Consider the following 13,464-nt stretch of genomic DNA (forward strand, 5'->3'; position numbering starts at 1 on the left):
CTTAACTGGGCAGGGTAAATCTGGTCCGGAACGGAGGCATGCGCCGCTTGCCGGGTTGGGATCACGCGTCTTTCAGGATGAGAGGCAGGCCGGCGGCAATGAAGACGACTTCTTCGGCCACGGCGGCAACAGCCTGGTTGCACCGTCCAGCCTCATCGCGAAACCGGCGCGCCAGCGCATTGTCCGGCACGATACCCAGGCCGACCTCGTTCGCCACGAGCGCGACGGGAACCGGGCATTCGCGCACCACGGCAACAAGGTCACGGATCATCGCCTCCACGTCATGGTCGGCCAGGATCAGGTTGGAAAGCCACAAGGTAAGGCAGTCGACCAGCACGGCGTCGGCGGACCGCCCGGCCCTGTCGATAGCGGCCGGCAGGTCGATGGGCGCGTCCAGCACCGTCCAACGTGGGCCGCGATCCGCACGATGCCGGGCGATGCGTTCGGCCATTTCCGCGTCGAATGCCTGCGCAGTGGCGATGAAGGCCAGTCGCCCGGGCAGCGCCTCGATCCGCGTCTGGGCGTGGCGACTCTTTCCCGATCGCGCGCCCCCCAGGACGAACAACCGGTTCACGCGCCTGCCCGCCCGGCCAGTGCGAGCAACCCGTCAAGGTCCAGATGAGCCTCCAGCCCCGCCGCCAGATCGTCCAGCGCGGCATCGACCAGCGCGCCGTGATCACGCCGGTTGCCGCGCATCCCGATGCGGCCGAGCAGCGCCGCGCGCAGCCCGCCCGACGAGAGCAGGCCATGACAATAGGTGCCCATGACCAGGCCGTCCGACGACAGGCCGCCATCGGGCCGCTCGCCGTCCAGCATTGCGAACGGGCGGTCCTTCGGCGGCCCGGATGTCTCGCCCATGTGCATCTCATAGCCGTCGAACCGGGCATCCAGCGCGATACCCGATATGTGCCTCAGCGTCTTTCGCGGACCCAGCACCGTCTCATGGTGCAACAGGCCCAGTCCCGTCGTCTCTCCCGGTGGTCCTTCGATCCCGAGCGGATCGGCGATGCGACGGCCGAGCATCTGATATCCAGCGCAAATGCCAAGGATCGCCCCGCCCCGACGGTGATGGCCAAGGATGTCGATGTCCCACCCCTGCGCCCGCAAGAAGGCCATGTCGGCGATCGTTGCCTTCGATCCCGGAAGGACGATCAGCGCGGCGTCGGACGGGATCGGCTCGCCCGGAGGAACCATCGCCACCTGCACGCCGCCTTCCGCGCGCAGCGGGTCGAGGTCGTCGAAATTGGCGATGCGCGGCAGCATCGGGCAGGCGACAATGGCCTTGCCATTCCGACTGGCCATGCCACGTTCCAGAATGACGGCGTCCTCGCTGGGCAGGCGGGCCACAGCCTCCAGCCACGGCACGACACCGAAGCCGCGCCAGCCGGTCAGCCGCTCCACGGCGGCATAGCCGTCCTCGAACAATGCGGGATCGCCCCGGAACTTGTTGATGATGAAGCCCCGGATCATCGCGGCGTCGGCAGCGTCGAGCACCGCCCGCGTACCTGCCAGCGCCGCGATCACCCCGCCCCGGTCGATATCGCCGACCAGCACCACCGGTATGTCGACGGCGCGCGCGAAACCCATATTGGCGATGTCCCCCGCCCGCAGGTTGATTTCGGCCGGCGATCCCGCGCCTTCCACGATCACCAGATCGCATCGCCCCGAAAGTCGATGCCAGCTTTCCAGCACCTCTTTCATCAACGCCCCGCGATCCTGACGGAAATTGGCCGCGCCCAACGTACCGCGCACCATGCCGTGGACGATGATCTGGGATGTCCGATCGGCCTGGGGCTTGAGCAGGACGGGGTTCATGTCGGTATGCGGTTCGGCCCGGGCCGCAAGCGCCTGAAGCGCCTGTGCCCGCCCGATTTCGCCTCCGTCGGCGGTGACCGCGGCATTGTTGGACATGTTCTGCGGCTTGAAAGGTAGGACAGTCAGCCCCCGGTTCGACAGGGCACGACACAGGCCGGCGACCAGCACCGACTTGCCGACGTCCGATCCGGTTCCCTGCACCATCAGGCCAGCCATGCCACGCCTCCCACCCCTATCCAGGCCAGTGCGCAGGCACGCAGATATACGCGCCCCGCCCGGTCCATCGCGTCGCCGTCCGGGTCAGCCCCGCTACCGATCCATGCCTTGGGCGACACCTGCCCATCATATTGCACCGGGCCGGCAAGGCGAATGTGGAGCGCACCGGCCATCGCCGCTTCGGGCCAACCGGCATTGGGCGACGCATGGCTGCCATGGTCGCGCCAGGCGACGCGCCAACCGCCCATGCCGGCAAGGCATAGCAGGATCGCACTCAACCGCGCAGGAATGAAATTCGCCCCGTCGTCGATGCGCGCTGCGGCCCAGCCATAGGCACGCAAGGGTTCCTCGGGATGACCGATCAGGCTGTCGGCGGTGTTGATCGCCTTGTACATCCAGAGGCCCGGCAGACCGAGCAGCATCAGCCAGAAAAGCGGCGCGATCACGCCGTCGCAAAAGCTTTCCGCCAGGCTTTCGATCGCGGCGCGCGCCACGCCGCGCGCGTCGAGCCTGTCGGTATCGCGCCCCACGATCTTGGCCACGGCGGTTCGCGCCGCCGGCAGGTCGTTCCGCATCAGTGCCCTTCGCACAGGTTGGAAATGGGCATGAAGGCTTCGTTGCGCCAGCCCCGGCCAGGCGGCGAAGGCGATCGGCAGCCACGCCCACGGCCCGGCAAGCATGCGAGCGGCATATTCGCACATAAGGCCGATGCCGCCGCTGACGATCAGCAGCGCCAGCATGGCGATCGACCCAAGGTAGCGCCGGGTGAGGTCGGCATAATCCGTGCGATTCCAGCGTCGCTCGCCGGCAGCGATCAGCTGCGCGAAGCAGCCTACGGGATGCCCCACCCGCCGATACAACCAGCCCGGCCAGCCTATAGCGGCATCGAGCGCCAGCGCGGTCAGGGCGGCGGCCTCAATCATGCGCCGACCATGCGCTTAGCGCATCGTCCAGCCGTGCCAGGGCGGCCGCGTCGGCGGGCAGCCCAAAACGCAGCACATCGGGCTGCGCGGCGAAGGGACGCGTCAATATATGCGCGCGGGCGAGAATGGCGAACAAATCCGCCGATCCCGCGTCCGTCAGCCGGAACAGCGGACAGGCTCCCCTGGCCGGCAATCCGTGGCGCGCTAGCACGGTGTCGAGCGCCGCCGCGCGCTCGCCCAAGGCGATGCGGGTCCGTCCGATCCAGTCAAGGTCCGCATAGGCGCCACTGCCGAACGCCAGTGCGGCGGAACAGAGGGGCCAATCACCCAGCATCCGTTTTATTTCTCTCAGCAGGTACAGGGGCGCGAGGACGAAACCCAGCCTTGCTCCGGCGAGGCCAAAAAACTTGCCGAACGAACGGGTGACGATCAGGGATCGGCTCTCGCCGACCAGCGCCGCGATGCTGCTATCCGGATGGCAATCGGTAAAGGCTTCGTCGACCAGCAGCCAGCCGCCCGCCCGTTCCTGCTCCTCCAGCACGGCGACCAGCGTCTCACGCGGGTAAAGGCGGCCATCAGGATTGTTGGGATTGGCCAGGATCTGCACTGCAGGGCCATCATGACTGGCGCATGCGCGGTCGAAGGCTTGCGCGTAGCTTCCATAGGTCAAACCGGGAAAGCGGGCCGGCAGGCTGAGAATGCGGGAGAGCGCTCGCAGACCTGCCTCGCTGCCCGGAACGGCGCAGCACAGGGCGGGGTCGACCCCGAAAAAGTCCGCTGCGGTCACCTCCAGACGCCGCAGGGCGTGCGGATCGGGCAAGACGCGCCAGTCCGGACGGATATCGCGGGCGCCCGGCCACGGGCAGGGATTGATTCCCGTCGACAGGTCTATCCAACCGGAAGCATCGCCTCCGAAATGCGCCAGTGCCTCCTCCATCCGGCCGCCATGAACCGCGAACCCCGTCATTGCAGCAGGACCAGCGCCACCAGAGTCGCGGTTTCGACCAGTTCGATGCCCGCGCCATGACCATCGCCCGAAATGCCCCCGATCCGCCGATGAACCCACAGCGCCCAGATTAGCATGGCCGGGACGGCGAGCAGCAATGCGGCGTCGATCCACCATGCGCCAACGCCCAGCAGGCCCATCCAGATCAGGCAGACCACCCGGTTCGCACCGGCGCCAAAGCGGGTGCCCATGCCTTGGTGCAGCGGCGGCAGGATCAGGGCCCAGAGGACCGGTCCGATCCGTGCCGCGACCGGCACGGCGATCAGCGCCGCCGGGGGGATTGTCCCGACTGCCAGACGCAGCAGGACCAGCTTGGCAATGAGTTGCAGGCCGATCGCCGTCACGCCGAAGCTGCCGATATGCGGATCGGCAAGCACCGCCGATATTTTCGTCCGGTCACCATGCGCGGCGCCGGCGGCGTCGGCAATGTCGCCCAGCCCGTCTAGATGAAGCGCGCCCGTGATCGCCACCCAGACCAGAAGGGCGGCCAGGGCTCCCGCCCAGGGATCATGGCCCAGCCCTGCATGTCCGGCGACCGAGACGCACAGGCCGACAACTGCGCCGGCAAGCGGAAACCAGCCGATCGCGCGCGCCATGTCGCGATCGCTCGCGGCAAGCCGGGGCAGCGGCAGGCGCGTGAGGAGTTGGAGGGCAAGGAGCAAAGCGGTCACGCCGGATCGGCCGTTTCGAGGCGTATGATCTGGCCGGACAGCGCTTCTCCGGGCCAGATCCGCACCGACACCAGCGCACGATAGGGCAGGTCGAGCGCCCACACGCCGCGATGATCGATGCCGGTCAGCACGGACAGGGCGGCGCGCACCGTGCCGGCATGGGTGATGAGCAACGTCCCGTCCGCCACCTCGGCAAGGGCGGACCGCACCCGTCGACACAGATCGAACCAGCGCTCCCCGCGTGGCGGCGGGGATGCGTCGGGATCGTCCCAGAAACGCGACAGCGCGCCATTGTCGATGTCATCGGGCGAGAGGCCCTCCCAGTCACCGAAATCCAGTTCGCGCCAGCGCGGGTCGTGATGCAGCGGGACGCTCAGCCGACGCGCAAGAGATGCCGCCTGCGCGCTGGTGCGAAGCAGGTCGGAACTGACGATCCGGCCGATCGGCACGGTCCGGACCCGCCGCAGCATCACCGGACAATCGGCCACGCGTGGCGGTTCGTCCAGATGACCCAGTAACAGGCCGGTCCGCAACGGCGGTCCATGCCGCAGCATATGGATGACGCGCGGGGTCATCGCGCGGACGACACGGCGGCTTCGGCAAATGTCGCCATTTCGTTATGCGCGGCCAGCGCTGATCGCACAAGCGGGACCGCGACCGCCGCGCCCGAGCCTTCCCCCAGGCGCATGTCCAGCCGAAGCAGCGGGTCCAGCCCAAAATGGGCGAGCAGGCGGCCGTGCGCCGCCTCGGCCGAACAATGCGCGGCGAGACAATGGTCGATAAATCCGCATTGCGCCGCCACCAGCGGAGCAATCGCGGCACAGGCGATGAACCCGTCCAGCAGCACCGGGATGCGCAGCAAGCGGGCGGCCAGGATCGCACCCGCCATGGCGGCAATTTCCCGCCCGCCAAGGCGAGCCAGCGCCTCGAACGGGTCCGCGCAACAGGGCCGGTGCAAGGCCAGCGCCTGCTCCACAACCTCTACCTTGCGCGCGACTCCGACGTCGTCGATGCCCGACCCGCGCCCGCACCAGTTCGCAGCATCTCCCCCGAAGGCGGCGGCACAAAGGGCGGCGGCCGGCGTGGTGTTGCCGATGCCCATTTCGCCAACGAACAGCAGATGCGTGCCCGTCACGACGGACGCCGCGCCGGCGTTGAGCGCTGCGAGACAGTCCGCTTCGGTCATCGCCGGTTCCCGGCCGATATCGCCGGTCGGACGATCCAGGTCGAGCGGCACAACCCTCAGGCTGGCCCCGCAGGCGCATGCCAGGGCGTTGATTGCTGCCCCCCCAGCCTGGAAATTGCCTACCATTTGCGCGGTCACCTCTACCGGAAAAGCGCTGACGCCGCGCGCCGCCACGCCATGATTGCCGGCGAAGACGACCGCTTGCACCCGATCCAACAGGGGACGCTGGGTCCGCTGCCAGCCCGCGATGAATACAGCGATGTCCTCCAGCCGCCCCAGCGCACCGGCCGGCTTGGTCAGTGCTGCCTGGCGGGCGCGGGCGGATGCCACAGCATCGGCGTCAGGGCCCGGCAGAGCGGCGAGGGCATCGGCAAAGGCCGACCGATCGGGAAAGCGGATCATGTGCAGACATGTCCTTCTGGCGGAGTGCGGGTGATGAAATGCCCCTTCACGCCGTCCGGCCAGTCGGCATAGCGCACCGCGCCTTCCGCACTGGCGGCATGGCGGACGGCATATTCCAATATGGCCCGCGCGGCGTCGGCGCCGGGAAGGAAATCCCCCAGCACATAGCCGATCTTGCCCGGCGCGCGGATATGGACGGCGCAGTGGCGGGCGCAGGCGAACAGGCAGGGCATGTCCTGCACCGCCACGACCGCGAGTTCCGGTTCCAGCGCCTGCACCGCGCGCATCGTGTCGGTGAGCAGCGCACCGCCGCGCCGCCCCCTTTCATCCTCGCGCGCGTCCGCGCTGAAGCGGCAGGTGGAGCACACCACGACCGCCGGCCCCGCCCCGACTGCGCGCAGCATCAGAACCGGCTCCTGAGGCCGAGATAGAAGGTCCGCCCGAGCGAGCCGTAGCCATTGGCCGTCTGGTAATCCTTATCGGTCAGATTCTCTACGCGGGCCTGAAACGTCAGCCCGTCGATCACGGGCCATTGCATCCGGGCGTCGAACAGCCAGTAGTCTTCCAGCACCCGGTTGCTGCTGGCACTGTCGAAAGTCCTGCCGGCATAGCGCGCGGCAACGCTAGCCCGCAGACCGGACGGCAGTTGGAACCCCGCCTCGGCATTGGCCAGATGACGCGGCACGCGGGCCAGTTGCCGGCCGTAATTGCCGCTGGCGGGCGTGCGATCCTCCGCCGATATCCAGCTGTAATTAGCCTGGGCGAAGAGGATGGACCAGCGTGCCGAGGCGGCAAGTTCGATGCCCTGCGCATGGCTGCGGTCGATGTTCGCATAATAGCCGAAGCGGGTGGTGGTGGTGCCCGGCACATAACAGATGTCGGGCAGCGTCCCGTCGGTCGGACAGTAGGCGAAGTTGATCAGATTGTCGGTATCGCGTTCGAACCAGGTCGCGGACACTGTGAGCAGGTCGCCGATCTTCTGCTCCCCGCCCACTTCCCATCCGCGCGCCTTTTCCGGACCCAGGTTCGCCGCGCCATAGGCGCTGAACAACTGATACAGCGACGGAGCCTTATAACCCTCGCTATAGTTCGCGCGCACGATCGTCGCGCCGTCATTGGGGGTATAGACGGCGCCGCCGCTGGCCACCACATTGCCGCCGAAGCGCGATTGACGGTCGTAGCGCAGCCCGCCGTCGAGTGTCAGGCCCGCGACGGGGGTCAGGCGGAGCTGGCCGTAGACGCTGCTGGTATGGGCCTTGTACGGGGTCCGGGCATAGGCATCCGTGCTGTTGGAAGGCGAGGCGGTGGTCATCCGCTGATCTTCGCGCTCCGCGCCGAACAACAGCTGGACCGCGTCGGAAAAGCGATAGGCGCCCTGATACTCGATCCGGCGGACCCGGCCATGGGCGTCGAAGGTCAGCGGACGGATGCTGCGCGCGGGGTCGTAATTCTCCCGGTCGGTCATGGATTGCAGCACCGCCACGCGATTGGTGAAGCGTCCGTCCAGCAGCGCCATGTTCAGCCCCGCATAACCCGACCATTCGCGGGTCAGGCCATAGCTGTACGAATCGCCCGATGAGGCGTCGAAATCATTGCGGGCGTCCGAATAATATCCCCGCAGGTCGAGCGAGACATTCGGAGCGAGGCGCACTGTCGCGGTACCGCTTGCCGCGTTGCGGCGATAGCCGTCCGCCTCGGTTCCGTTCGCACGCGCCGATATGCCGTCGGTGGTAAAGGTCGACCCCGCCAGCCGCCAGTCGACGGACGCGCTGGTGCCGCCCACTCCGGCGCGGGCCGAAAAGCTATCGTGCGTGCCGCCTTCAACCGCGAAACTGCCCTCCAGCGGCTTTTCGGGCCTGCGCGTGGAAACGTTCACGACCCCGCCAATGGCGTCGCTGCCCCACAGGATCGACTGCGGCCCGCGCAGTATCTCGATGCGCTCGGCATCGTCGAGCAGGAGATTGGCGAAACCGAAGCCGCCAGCGGTGGACGACGGATCGGAAAGACGCATGCCATCCAGCACCATCACGGTCTGGCCACTGTCGGCGCCACGGATGCGCAGCGACGTCGCCATGCCATAGCCGCCGTTACGGGACAGGCTGATACCCGGTGTCCGCAACAATATGTCGGTCAGCGCGACGGGCTGCGCGTCGGTGATCGCGGCTTGGTCGAGGATGGTGACGGTGGACGACACACGGTCCTGCGCGACCGGGGTGCGCAATGCGGTGACGACAATGCCGTCGCCGGGCGCCTCGTCGGCCTGCGCCGGAACGGACAGGGTAAGGAGCAGCGCCGGAGCGGCGGAAAAACGGATCATATGGGGCATGGGACAGGACCCTTCATGCAAACGGCTCATGCCCGCCGGTTGCAGCGCCGCGAAGGGACGGTCCGCGCAGCCCTTCCGTGAACGAACGGGCACGACATCTCGCCCCTCGCACGGCGCTGGCCGGCAAGGCGGTGGCTGTCGTTGCGCGAGGGATGACCTCGCTCTGGAGCGAGGCCCTCGAACACCCGGTGCACCCTGCCCGGATGAAGAACGACCGCGTCAGGCAGGTCTCCTGGCTCGCGGGTCTGGGCCGGTCCGGCCGCCTTCTCAGGACATGACGGTCCCAATGGCGTGATGGCCGGACGGCTCGCCGCTTACAGTTGCAGGGGCAGCCCGGGTCTTTCACCCGGTTCCCTTTTGATCCCGTTTCGGGGAACCTGTCGCGGCGCCGCAACTATCGTGCGGCCTGCCATTGTGCAAGCGCAATATGCTTGCGGTGCACGGCGGCCTACCCTATGGCGGCGGGTGTATCGGGTGCCCGAAAGGGCTTAATCGGGAAGTCCGGACGGCGGCTGACGTCGCCAAGGCCGGCACTGCTCCCGCAACTGTGACCGGTGAGCGCATCGCCACATGCCATTGGGGGCAATCCCCGAGAAGGCGGCGAAACGCGCGGCGAACCGGAAGTCAGGAAACCGGCCCGATGCCGTCGTTCCTTCGCGCGGGCGGGATGAACCGGGCGGACGAGGGCCTCGCTTCAGGGCGGGGACATCCCTTGGCGGACGACATTCGTGTGTCGCGTCGAAGGGGAGCCTGCATCATCATGCTGCATTGCTGAACTGCCGGGGAATTTCCCCACCGGCTCCCGCACGCCGCGCCCGCGCGGCGTCGACGCATTCCTTCAGACCCAGATCCGGAGAACCGACGATGATTCGTTCCGCCGCCCTGCACTCCAGCCGCTTTCAAATGGCGGTTTTCGGCATCCTTGCCGCCGTCATGCTGCTCACCCGATCGCACGCCCTGACGCACATGGTCCATATCCCGAGCACGGCGCTCGCCAGCTATTTCGTGCTGGGTTATTTCATACGCCGCTTCGCCGGTTTTGTCGGCCTGTTCGTTCTCGGATACGCCATCGATGTCGTGTCGATCTCGATCCTGGGGACCTCCGACTTCTGCTACACCCCGGCATACGCCATGCTGATTCCGGCTTATGCGGTGATGTGGATGGCGGGCCGTCGAACCGCGCGCCTGCCCGAAAAGCCAGGATCGCTGCCGGCCGTCACGCTGTTGCTGGCGGGCGCCACCCTGGTGTCGCACCTGTTCGCCAGCGGCGGCTTCTACTTTCTTGGCGGGCGCTTCGCCGATCCGACCATCGCGGGTTTCCTGCCGCGCCTGGCGCGCTATTTTCCCTTCGTCCTGATGTCGAGCCTGTTGTGGTCGGGCGTCGCCGTGGCGTTATGGGCGCTCGTGACGATGGCCCGCCCCGATCTGCGCCGCGCCCGCGCACAATGACCGGGCTGACCGAGGAAGAGCGCCGGCATAAGGAGCGCACGCAGAAGCACAAGGCAGTGGTGGACGCCAAGATCGCCGCCGCGAAGGTCGACAAGGGTCTGGTGCTGGTGCTGACCGGCAATGGCAAGGGCAAGTCCTCCAGCGCGTTCGGCATGGTTGCGCGCACGCTGGGCTATGGCCGGACGGCTGCGGTGTTTCAGTTCATCAAGGGCAAGGCGGACGTGGGCGAAAGGGCCTTTCTGTCGCGCCAGCCGAGCGTCCGCTGGGAAAATTGCGGCGAGGGGTTCACGTGGGAAACCCAGGACCGGCGGCGCGACATCGCCATGGCTCGGGCCGGGTGGGAAAAGGCGAAGCAGGCACTGGCCGACCCGGCGGTCGCGTTGGTGGTGCTGGACGAACTGACCTACCTCGTCAACTACCGCTACCTGTCGCTGGAAGACATATTGCCGCCGATCCTGGCCAGGCCGCCGATGCAGCATGTGGTGATCACCGGTCGTGCCGCCCATGCCGACCTGATCGCGCTGGCCGACACGGTCAGCGCGATCCGCGATGAAAAGCACGCGTTCCGCGCCGGGGTGCGTGCGCAGGTCGGGATCGACCTGTAGGTGCCATTACCGGCGTACATGGAACATGCCGGCGCCGGCCCGACTGGCGTCGGCGCCGGCGTGGAGCCAGGTCGCGACCCGGCTATGTGCACGCGGGCGGAGGGATATCCGTTGACCGGGCGCCACTGGACGTTGAAACTGCGCGGCCTATATAGGGTCGGTCATGATGAAGGATTCCCTCGCTCCCGCCTGCCCCGCCGCTCCGGCGCGCGGAAGGCCGCGCGAGTTCAACCCGGACGAGGCGCTCGCCGCGGCTTTGCGCGTGTTCTGGGAGCATGGATATGAGGGTGCATCGCTCGCGGAACTGACCGAGGCAATGGGCATCGCCAAGCCCAGCCTCTACGCCTGCTTCGGAAACAAGGAAGCGCTTTTCCGGCAAGCCCTCGATCTCTACGAGCGGGAAAAGCTGCGCTATGTCCGTACTGCGCTGCAGGCACCCACCGCGCGCGAGGTTGCGGAACGGATGTTGCGCGGCGCGATCGACAATATCTGTAGCGCGAACGACCCGACCGGCTGCCTGGGCGTGATCAGCAGCATGACTTGCGGAACCGAGGCGCGCGCGGTTCGCGGGGAAATCATCGCCCGTCGGGCCTCGTCGCAGGCCGCGCTCGTCGAGCGGCTGGCGCAGGCCAAGGCATCCGGGGACCTGCCCGCCGACGCCGACCCGGAAGCGCTGGCCGAGTTCCTCACCGCCGTCCTGCAGGGTTTGTCGCTCAAGGCAGCCGATGGCGTCGGACGCAATGTGCTGGAAGGCATCGTCAGGACAACCCTTACGTGCTGGCCGTCGCACTGATCGGCCGCGCCGGAATATTTTTCATTCATTTATAATTCATCTCTTGAAATCGGCCGCGCAGACATAATCTACCGGGCGGTACAGAAGAGATTGACAGTTTCGCTGCATCGCAATATATACCGATCAGTATAAAAGGCGGGAGACTTAGTCTGATCGGTGCGGGCCAATCCATCCGGATCGGCAGGCTGCTCGTTCGAGCGTCACCCGCATTCACGACATTTCATGCGTCGGATTTCATCGAATCCGGCGGGTGCCAACACATCAGTCCCGCCGGATGTCCCTGCTCCGGCGAGCGCCCGCGCTCGCATCCTTTCCCCAGGGATGCGGGCGCGCGCAATACCGATCGGAGGACAGTATGACCTATCACGATACATCGTCCCTGACGGCGACTGCCCGCGTCATGCCGCGCGACGCCCTGCGCTGGCTGAACATGCTGCCCGCGAAGGACAATGCGGCGCAGGCGCTGACCCCCCTGGAATGGCAGGTGATAGACCTTGCCCGGCAGGACGGACTGTCAAGCCTTGAGCCCGGCCGACCCCGGTCGCGTCTGGTGCGCTTCCTGCTCGGTCCGCCGCCGCCCAGCAAGACCCTGGCAGACGCGCGCCTCGAGGCACTTCGGCACCTGGCGGTGCACGGCTGGCATCGTGGCTATGTTGTCCCGCCATCCGCCATTCGCCAGGCGCAGGATGCCGGCTTCAGCGAAGCCCAGATCGGCGACGTTCTCGACCATATCGGCGCGCGCAAGGCCGCCTTGCGGAAGGCCATGACATGAATCGTCCCGTTTTTCCCCATGAAATCAATCCATCACAGGACGTTACGCCGATGAAGCGCAGTCGCCCCGCCACATTTCCGCTCGTCATCGGAGCGGCCGTCGTCCTGGCCGCTGCGGGTGCTGGCTGGGTATATTTCGGTCGCAGCGCGCCAGCCGCGGCCGCCATGCCGGCGCCGACGGTTCAGGCGACATATCCGATTACGCGGCAGGTCACGCAGTGGGACGATTATGTCGGCCGCTTCGCACCGATCCGGTCCGTCGAGGTCCGGCCGCGCGTGTCCGGTGCCATCACCGCCATCCATTTCCGCGATGGCGATCATGTCCGGTCCGGCCAACCCTTGTTCACGATCGACCCCCGCCCCTATCGCGCCGCACTGGCAGAAGCGCAGGCCGACGTCGCGTCGGCCAGCAGCGCGTTGCAGCTCGCGCGGGCGGATTACGCCCGTGTGGCGGGCCTGACCGGTGACGAGGCGATTGCCGATGCCGAAGTGGACGCGCGCCGCGCCCGCGTGCGGTCGGCCTCCGCCGCACTCGCTTCTGCCCAGGCCCGCGTTCGCAGCCGTGCACTCGACGTCGAGTTCGCGACCGTGCGCGCTCCTATTTCCGGTCGGATCTCGGACCGCCGGATCGACGCGGGCAATCTGGTCAGCGGTGAAGGGGGCGCCAACGCCACCTTGCTGACGACGATCAACGCGCTGGACCCCATTTATTTCGACTTCGATGCGTCGGAGGCGCTGTTCCTCAAGGCGCAGCGCGACCGGAAGGAAGGTCGCGCGCCCGCCGCCGTGCAAGTCCGGCTTCAGGACGAGACCGGTTATGCGCATGAAGGAACGCTCGACTTTACCGACAACGGGCTCGACCCCCGGTCCGGTACCATCCGCGTGCGCGCGCGCTTCGCCAATCCCGACGGATTCCTGACCCCCGGCATGTTCGGAAACATGCGTCTGGCGACCGGCGGCACTGTCAAGGCACTGCTCGTACCGGATGCGGCGGTGCACGCGGATCAGGCCCGCCGCATCGTGCTGACCGTCGGCAAGGACGGAACCGTCGCCGCCAAACCGGTAGAGGTCGGACCGCTGGTCGATGGCCTGCGCGTCATACGATCGGGCCTGTCCGCCCAGGACATGGTGGTGCTGTCCAATTTCCAGATGGCTGCCCCCGGCACGAAGGTTCAGGTCCGGCGCGGAACGATCAAGCCCTCGGCCACGCCAAAGCCCGCGACCGACTCCATTCCCATGGCCGCACAGGCAACGCTCGCCAACTGAGCGCCGCCGTTCCGACCAGCCCATGAACAGGGGCC

14 protein-coding genes and 2 riboswitches are annotated in these 13,464 nt (G+C 67.2%); of the genes, 5 read left to right on the forward strand and 9 right to left on the reverse strand.

Annotated elements, in window-relative coordinates:
- Positions 1 to 61 precede the first annotated feature (61 nt).
- Genes cobU through J3E64_RS05950 form a run of 9 tightly spaced genes read right to left on the reverse strand, consistent with a single transcriptional unit; the run spans position 62 to position 8,545 of the window.
- On the reverse strand, positions 62 to 574 hold the full coding sequence (cobU, locus tag J3E64_RS05910; protein ID WP_253340860.1) for a bifunctional adenosylcobinamide kinase/adenosylcobinamide-phosphate guanylyltransferase: 513 nt from the start codon (positions 572 to 574) through the stop codon (positions 62 to 64).
- The gene (locus J3E64_RS05915; protein ID WP_253340862.1) at positions 571 to 2,031 is read right to left on the reverse strand and encodes a cobyric acid synthase; all 1,461 of its coding nucleotides are present in this window, start codon (positions 2,029 to 2,031) and stop codon (positions 571 to 573) included. The genes cobU and J3E64_RS05915 overlap by 4 nt, the downstream gene beginning before the upstream one ends.
- Positions 2,019 to 2,954: an adenosylcobinamide-phosphate synthase CbiB gene (cbiB, locus tag J3E64_RS05920; RefSeq protein ID WP_253340864.1), complete on the reverse strand. Its 936-nt coding sequence runs from the start codon at positions 2,952 to 2,954 to the stop codon at positions 2,019 to 2,021. Before cbiB ends, J3E64_RS05915 begins: the two co-directional genes overlap by 13 nt.
- Complete coding sequence (locus J3E64_RS05925; protein WP_253340866.1) at positions 2,947 to 3,921, reverse strand: aminotransferase class I/II-fold pyridoxal phosphate-dependent enzyme; 975 nt, start codon at positions 3,919 to 3,921, stop codon at positions 2,947 to 2,949. The genes cbiB and J3E64_RS05925 overlap by 8 nt, the downstream gene beginning before the upstream one ends.
- Positions 3,918 to 4,631: an adenosylcobinamide-GDP ribazoletransferase gene (locus tag J3E64_RS05930; protein ID WP_253340867.1), complete on the reverse strand. Its 714-nt coding sequence runs from the start codon at positions 4,629 to 4,631 to the stop codon at positions 3,918 to 3,920. Before J3E64_RS05930 ends, J3E64_RS05925 begins: the two co-directional genes overlap by 4 nt.
- Positions 4,628 to 5,206 carry a histidine phosphatase family protein gene (locus J3E64_RS05935; RefSeq protein WP_253340869.1) on the reverse strand — a complete coding sequence of 193 codons (579 nt, stop codon included), beginning with the start codon at positions 5,204 to 5,206 and terminating at the stop codon, positions 4,628 to 4,630. The genes J3E64_RS05930 and J3E64_RS05935 overlap by 4 nt, the downstream gene beginning before the upstream one ends.
- Positions 5,203 to 6,219 (reverse strand): nicotinate-nucleotide--dimethylbenzimidazole phosphoribosyltransferase, encoded by a 1,017-nt coding sequence (gene cobT / locus J3E64_RS05940; RefSeq protein WP_253340871.1) that lies wholly within the window; start codon positions 6,217 to 6,219, stop codon positions 5,203 to 5,205. The genes J3E64_RS05935 and cobT overlap by 4 nt, the downstream gene beginning before the upstream one ends.
- The gene (locus J3E64_RS05945; protein WP_253340873.1) at positions 6,216 to 6,623 is read right to left on the reverse strand and encodes a DUF1636 domain-containing protein; all 408 of its coding nucleotides are present in this window, start codon (positions 6,621 to 6,623) and stop codon (positions 6,216 to 6,218) included. Before J3E64_RS05945 ends, cobT begins: the two co-directional genes overlap by 4 nt.
- The gene (locus tag J3E64_RS05950) at positions 6,623 to 8,545 is read right to left on the reverse strand and encodes a TonB-dependent siderophore receptor (protein WP_253340875.1); all 1,923 of its coding nucleotides are present in this window, start codon (positions 8,543 to 8,545) and stop codon (positions 6,623 to 6,625) included. Before J3E64_RS05950 ends, J3E64_RS05945 begins: the two co-directional genes overlap by 1 nt.
- A 204-nt stretch (positions 8,546 to 8,749) precedes the next feature.
- Positions 8,750 to 8,941: riboswitch (cobalamin riboswitch) on the reverse strand.
- Between the two features lie 59 nt (positions 8,942 to 9,000).
- A riboswitch (cobalamin riboswitch) is annotated at positions 9,001 to 9,201 on the forward strand.
- Positions 9,202 to 9,409: 208 nt separating this feature from the next.
- Here J3E64_RS05950 and J3E64_RS05955 point away from each other — a divergent pair.
- From J3E64_RS05955 to J3E64_RS05975, 5 genes are all read left to right on the forward strand, one after another.
- Positions 9,410 to 9,994, forward strand: a complete 585-nt coding sequence (locus tag J3E64_RS05955; RefSeq protein WP_253340877.1) for a hypothetical protein — start codon at positions 9,410 to 9,412, stop codon at positions 9,992 to 9,994.
- Positions 9,991 to 10,599: a cob(I)yrinic acid a,c-diamide adenosyltransferase gene (cobO, locus tag J3E64_RS05960; protein ID WP_253340878.1), complete on the forward strand. Its 609-nt coding sequence runs from the start codon at positions 9,991 to 9,993 to the stop codon at positions 10,597 to 10,599. The genes J3E64_RS05955 and cobO overlap by 4 nt, the downstream gene beginning before the upstream one ends.
- Before the next feature lie 163 nt (positions 10,600 to 10,762).
- Positions 10,763 to 11,392, forward strand: coding sequence for a TetR/AcrR family transcriptional regulator (locus J3E64_RS05965; RefSeq protein WP_253340880.1), 630 nt, complete (start codon positions 10,763 to 10,765; stop codon positions 11,390 to 11,392).
- Between the two features lie 355 nt (positions 11,393 to 11,747).
- Positions 11,748 to 12,164 (forward strand): hypothetical protein, encoded by a 417-nt coding sequence (locus J3E64_RS05970; RefSeq protein WP_253340882.1) that lies wholly within the window; start codon positions 11,748 to 11,750, stop codon positions 12,162 to 12,164.
- Positions 12,161 to 13,429: an efflux RND transporter periplasmic adaptor subunit gene (locus J3E64_RS05975; protein WP_253340884.1), complete on the forward strand. Its 1,269-nt coding sequence runs from the start codon at positions 12,161 to 12,163 to the stop codon at positions 13,427 to 13,429. The genes J3E64_RS05970 and J3E64_RS05975 overlap by 4 nt, the downstream gene beginning before the upstream one ends.
- Positions 13,430 to 13,464 lie beyond the last annotated feature (35 nt).

This window comes from Sphingobium sp. OAS761 (genome assembly GCF_024168485.1).
In the GTDB taxonomy this organism is placed as follows: Bacteria; Pseudomonadota; Alphaproteobacteria; order Sphingomonadales; family Sphingomonadaceae; genus Sphingobium.

Excerpts from the sequence above, each read along its gene's own strand:
- J3E64_RS05915 (WP_253340862.1), bottom strand. The coding sequence starts at position 2,031 with ATGGCTGGCCTGATGGTGCAGGGAACCGGATCGGACGTCGGCAAGTCG.
- cbiB (WP_253340864.1), bottom strand. The coding sequence starts at position 2,954 with ATGATTGAGGCCGCCGCCCTGACCGCGCTGGCGCTCGATGCCGCTATA.
- J3E64_RS05925 (WP_253340866.1), bottom strand. The coding sequence starts at position 3,921 with ATGACGGGGTTCGCGGTTCATGGCGGCCGGATGGAGGAGGCACTGGCG.
- J3E64_RS05935 (WP_253340869.1), bottom strand. The coding sequence starts at position 5,206 with ATGACCCCGCGCGTCATCCATATGCTGCGGCATGGACCGCCGTTGCGG.
- cobT (WP_253340871.1), bottom strand. The coding sequence starts at position 6,219 with ATGATCCGCTTTCCCGATCGGTCGGCCTTTGCCGATGCCCTCGCCGCT.
- J3E64_RS05945 (WP_253340873.1), bottom strand. The coding sequence starts at position 6,623 with ATGCTGCGCGCAGTCGGGGCGGGGCCGGCGGTCGTGGTGTGCTCCACC.
- J3E64_RS05950 (WP_253340875.1), bottom strand. The coding sequence starts at position 8,545 with ATGCCCCATATGATCCGTTTTTCCGCCGCTCCGGCGCTGCTCCTTACC.
- J3E64_RS05955 (WP_253340877.1), top strand. The coding sequence starts at position 9,410 with ATGATTCGTTCCGCCGCCCTGCACTCCAGCCGCTTTCAAATGGCGGTT.
- cobO (WP_253340878.1), top strand. The coding sequence starts at position 9,991 with ATGACCGGGCTGACCGAGGAAGAGCGCCGGCATAAGGAGCGCACGCAG.
- J3E64_RS05965 (WP_253340880.1), top strand. The coding sequence starts at position 10,763 with ATGATGAAGGATTCCCTCGCTCCCGCCTGCCCCGCCGCTCCGGCGCGC.
- J3E64_RS05970 (WP_253340882.1), top strand. The coding sequence starts at position 11,748 with ATGACCTATCACGATACATCGTCCCTGACGGCGACTGCCCGCGTCATG.
- J3E64_RS05975 (WP_253340884.1), top strand. The coding sequence starts at position 12,161 with ATGAATCGTCCCGTTTTTCCCCATGAAATCAATCCATCACAGGACGTT.